This window comes from Hydrogenophaga sp. (assembly GCF_018780075.1).
Taxonomy (GTDB): Bacteria; Pseudomonadota; Gammaproteobacteria; order Burkholderiales; family Burkholderiaceae_C; genus Hydrogenophaga.
Genome location: NZ_JADMKB010000179.1, coordinates 1 through 4622, shown reverse-complemented (window position 1 = coordinate 4622; position 4622 = coordinate 1). Strand labels below are relative to the sequence as shown.

At 67.9% G+C, this 4622-nt stretch carries 3 protein-coding genes; all 3 read right to left on the bottom strand.

Going from position 1 to position 4622, the window contains the following annotated elements; all coding sequences use genetic code 11:
- A partial coding sequence (locus IV088_RS25500) for a Na/Pi cotransporter family protein (RefSeq protein WP_291107723.1) occupies positions 1-1247 on the bottom strand: 1247 nt, incomplete at its 3' end.
- A gap of 151 nt (positions 1248-1398) precedes the next feature.
- The gene (lspA, locus tag IV088_RS25495) at positions 1399-1905 is read right to left on the bottom strand and encodes a signal peptidase II (protein WP_291107721.1); all 507 of its coding nucleotides are present in this window, start codon (positions 1903-1905) and stop codon (positions 1399-1401) included.
- A partial coding sequence (gene ileS, locus IV088_RS25490) for an isoleucine--tRNA ligase (protein ID WP_291107718.1) occupies positions 1905-4622 on the bottom strand: 2718 nt, incomplete at its 5' end. The genes ileS and lspA, both read right to left, overlap by 1 nt.

Below are 4622 nucleotides of genomic sequence, written 5' to 3'. Positions count from 1 at the left end.
TCGCCGATCTGCTCCATGTTGATGGTGAAGCTGATGATGTCGGTCCAGCGCCGGCCCTCCACCTCGTTGAGCTGCTGGCGCGAAATCTTGGTCAGGTAGTACTTGATGGCCGAGTACAGGCCGTCCACCGTGTCGTCCATCTTGCGCAGGTCCTGCGCGAGCTGCAGGTCGTTGGTCTTGATGACCGTCATCACGCCGCGCAGCATGGTCTCGACCACATCGGCCTGGTGCAGCGCCTCACGGGCCGCGCACGAGATCGCCAGCGACGGCGTGGCCAGGGCAGACGGGTCGAGGTGGTTGGGGCGGTTGAGCGCGGTGCCGGCGCCCTTCAGCGGCAGCAGCTTCTCGACCCACCCGGCGACCGGGCGCGTGAGGCCGATGAAGAACAGCCCCACCATGAGGTTGAAGCTCAGGTGGAACAGCACGGTCAAGGCCGCCGGGTCGGGCACGTGGGGCTGCACGAGCTGAAGCCAGAACGGAATCAGCCACGGCGCGATGGCCACGCCCATCAGCTTGAACAGCAGGTTGCCCAGCGGCACCTGGCGCGTGGCCCGGTTGGTGCGTGCGGTGGTGAGCACGGCGAGCAGGCCGCTGCCCAGGTTGGCACCCAGCACCAGGCCGAGCGCCACGTCCACCCCCACCACCTGCAGCGCCAGCGTGGCGGTGAGCAGCACGACAGCGAGACTGGAGTAGGCCAGCACCGCGAGCGTGGCGCCCACCAGGATTTCCAGCATGCGGTCGCTGGTGAGCGAGGCCAGCATCAGCTGCACCGCCGGGTTGCGCGTGAGCACGGCGGTGGACTGGCTCACCAGCTGCAGCGCCAGCAGCATCAGACCCAGGCCGATCAGCACGCGCCCCACGTCGCCCGTCTGGGACCCCTGGCGCAGGATGAAGAGCGTGACGCCGATGAAGATGCACAGGGGCGAGAGCCAGGAGAGGTCGAAGGAGAACACCACCGCCATCACGCTGGTGCCGATGTCGGCGCCCAGCATCACGGCCAGCGCGGCGGGCAGGGCGATCAGGCCACGGCCCACGAAAGACGCGGTGATGAGCGCGGTGGCGGTGCTCGACTGCACCAGCGCCGTGACGCCCAGGCCCGACAGCGCGGCGGTGAAGCGGTTGCCCATGCTGGCGGCGAGCACCTGGCGCAGCTTGCTGCCGAAGACCCGCAGGATGCCGGTGCGCACCAGGTGGGTTCCCCAGACCAGCAGCGCGATGGCCGCCAGCAGATTCAGCAGATGTGTCATGTCTGGGGAAAACTATACGCCGCTGCGAGGGGAGCACCTGGCCCTTCCTCGGTGCGGGGGTGGGGGCAACGATCCGGCGCCGGGCCGCCCCAAGCCGGATCAGCCCCCTTGGGGGGCAACGACCCGCGCAGCGGCGGAGTGTGGGGGCCTTTCAACGGCTCTTTCGAACGCGCAGGATCTCGTCCAGGATCAGGGCGATCGCGCCGATGGTGATGCCCGTGTCGGCCACATTGAACGCCGGGAAGTGGCCGCCCGGGAACACGCCGGACAGGAAGGACCAGTGGAAGTCCAGCATGTCCACCACGTAGCCGTGCAACACGCGGTCCACCACGTTGCCGATGGCGCCGCCCAGGATGCAGGCGAGCGCGAAGGCAAACAGCTTCTGTCCGGGGTGGGAACGCAGCATCCAGACGATGAACACCGCCGCCGCGACACCGATGCCGGTGAAGAACCAGCGCTGCCAGCCGCCCGCCGAGGCGAGGAAGGAGAAGGCGGCGCCGGTGTTGTGCACCCGGACCACGTTGAAGAAGCTGGTGACATAGGTGCTGTCGCCAAGCCGGTAGTTGCCGAGGATCAGCGTCTTGGTGAACTGGTCCAGCAGCAGGATGGCGGCGGCCAGGCCGAGCCAGGGCCAGAGGGAGCCTTTGGTCTTCGCCATCAGGCCACCTTGCGGGTTTCACCCGCGCCCGTGCCCGCCGCTTCGGCCAGGTTGCTCACGCAACGGCCGCACAGCGTGGGGTGTTCGGCGTGTTGCCCGATGTCGTCGGCGTAGTGCCAGCAGCGATCGCACTTGGCGGCGGTGCTGGGCGTCACGCTCACGGCCAGTTCGGCGCCGTCCACCACGGCCACGGCCGAGGTGATGGTGACGAACTTCAGGTCGGCGCCCAGCGAGCGCAGCAGCGCCGCGTCGTCGGCGCCGGCGGTGATCACCAGCGTGGCCTGGAGCGAAGCCCCCACCTGGCCGGCGGTGCGAACGTCTTCGATGGCCTTGTTGGCCGCGTCGCGGATGGCGCGGATGCGGCCCCACTTGGCGAGCAGGGCTTCGTTGGCCGACGGCAGGGGCGAGAAAGTCTCGAAGAAGATCGAACCCTGGTTCTTGTCGCCCGCGAAGTGCGCCCACGCCTCTTCGGCGGTGAAGCTCAGGAACGGCGCCATCCAGCGCAGCATGGCGCTGGTGATCTGGTGCAACGCGGTCTGGGCCGAGCGGCGTGCCAGGCTTTTCGGCGCGGTCGTGTACAGCCGGTCCTTGAGCACGTCGAGGTAGAACGCGCCCAGGTCTTCCGAGCAGTACACCTGCAGCTTGCTCACCACCGGATGGAACTCGTAGACGTCGAAGTGCGCCAGGATTTGTGCCTGCAACTCGCTGGCACGCGCCAGCGCGTAGCGGTCGATCTCCAGCATCTGCTCCAGCGGCACGGCGTCGGTGGCGGGGTCGAAGTCCACCGTGTTGGCCATCAGGAAGCGCAGGGTGTTGCGGATGCGGCGGTAGGCATCGACCACGCGGGCGAGGATCTTGTCGTCGATGTTGAGGTCGCCCGAGTAGTCGGTGCTGGCCACCCACAGGCGCACGATCTCGGCGCCGAGCTTGCTCGTCACCGACTGCGGCTCCACCGTGTTGCCCAGGCTCTTGCTCATCTTGCGGCCCTGGCCGTCGGTGGCGAAGCCGTGGGTCAGCAGGCCTTTGTAGGGTGCGCGGTCATAGAGCGCGCAGCCCAGCAGCAGCGAGCTGTGGAACCAGCCGCGGTGCTGGTCGTGGCCTTCCAGGTAGAGGTCGGCCTCGGGGCCTTGTGCGTGACTGGCACCGTTCGGGTAGGCCTTTGCGTGGCTGCCGCGCAGCACGTGCCAGAAGGTAGAGCCGGAGTCGAACCACACCTCCAGGATGTCGGTGCTCTTGGTGTACTGCGGTGCGTCGGCGCCCAGGATCTCTTCGGCCGTCACGCGGCTCCAGGCTTCGATGCCGCCTTGTTCGACGATGTCGGCCGCCTGGTCGAGGATGTCCATCGTGCGCGGGTGCAGTTCGCCTGAATCCTTGTGCAGGAAGAAGGGCACGGGCACGCCCCAGCTGCGCTGGCGCGAGATGCACCAGTCGGGCCGGTTGGCGATCATGTCGCGCAGGCGGGTCTTGCCGTTCTCGGGGTAGAAACTGGTGTGGTCGATGGCGTCGAGCGCGAGCTGGCGCAGCGTCTTGGGTGCCTTGTCCTGGGTGAACACGCCCTCACCCTCGTCCATGCGCACGAACCACTGCGCGGCGGCCCGGTAGATCACGGGCGTCTTGTGGCGCCAGCAGTGCGGGTAGCTGTGGGTGATCTTGACCGTGGCCATCAGGCGCCCGGCGTTCTTCAGCGCTTCCAGGATGACCGGCACGGCCTTCCAGATGTGCAGACCGCCGAACAGCGGGAAGTCGGGCGCGTAGGCGCCGTTGCCCTGCACCGGGTTCAGGATGTCGTCGTAGGCCAGGCCGTTGGCCACGCAGGAGTTGAAGTCGTCCACGCCGTAGGCGGGCGCCGAGTGCACGATGCCGGTGCCGTCGCTGTCGCTCACGTAGTCGGCGATGTAGACCGGCGAGAGGCGGCGGTAGCCGGCGTCCACGTCGTACAGCGGGTGGCGGAAGTTCAGGCCACCGAGCTGGTCGCCCTTCGTCGTGGCGAGCACGTTGCCTTGCAGGCCGAAGCGCTCCAGACACTTGTCCACCAAGGTCTCGGCCAGCACCAGGCAGCCCATGGGCGTGTCCACCAGCGCGTAGGTGAGCTCGGGGTGGGCGTTGAGCGCCTGGTTGGCGGGGATGGTCCAGGCGGTGGTGGTCCAGATGACGGCGAACGCGGTCTTGCCCGCAGGCAGCGCGCTCAGGCCGAAGGCGGTGGCCAGCTTCGAGGCGTCGTCGGTCTCGAAGGCCACGTCCAGTGTTTCGCTCTTCTTGTCGGCGTATTCGATCTCGAACTCGGCCAGCGATGAGCCGCAGTCGAAGCACCAGTACACCGGCTTCAAGCCGCGGTAGACGAAACCGCGTTCGATCACGCGCTTGAAGGCGCGGACCTCGCCGGCCTCGTTGGCCGGGTCCATGGTGCGGTAGGGGCGCTCCCAGTCGCCCAGCACGCCCAGGCGGCGGAAGTCCTCGCGCTGCTGGTCGATCTGCCCGGTGGCGAAGGCGCGGCTTTTGGCCTGCATCTCGTCGCGGCCGAGGTTGCGGCCGTGCAGTTTCTCGATCGCGTTCTCGATCGGCAGGCCATGGCAGTCCCAGCCGGGGATGTACTGCGCGTCGAAGCCGGCCAGCTGGCGGCTCTTGACGATCATGTCCTTGAGGACCTTGTTCAGCGCATGGCCGATGTGCAGCTTGCCGTTGGCGTAGGGCGGGCCGTCGTGCAGCACGAACAGCGG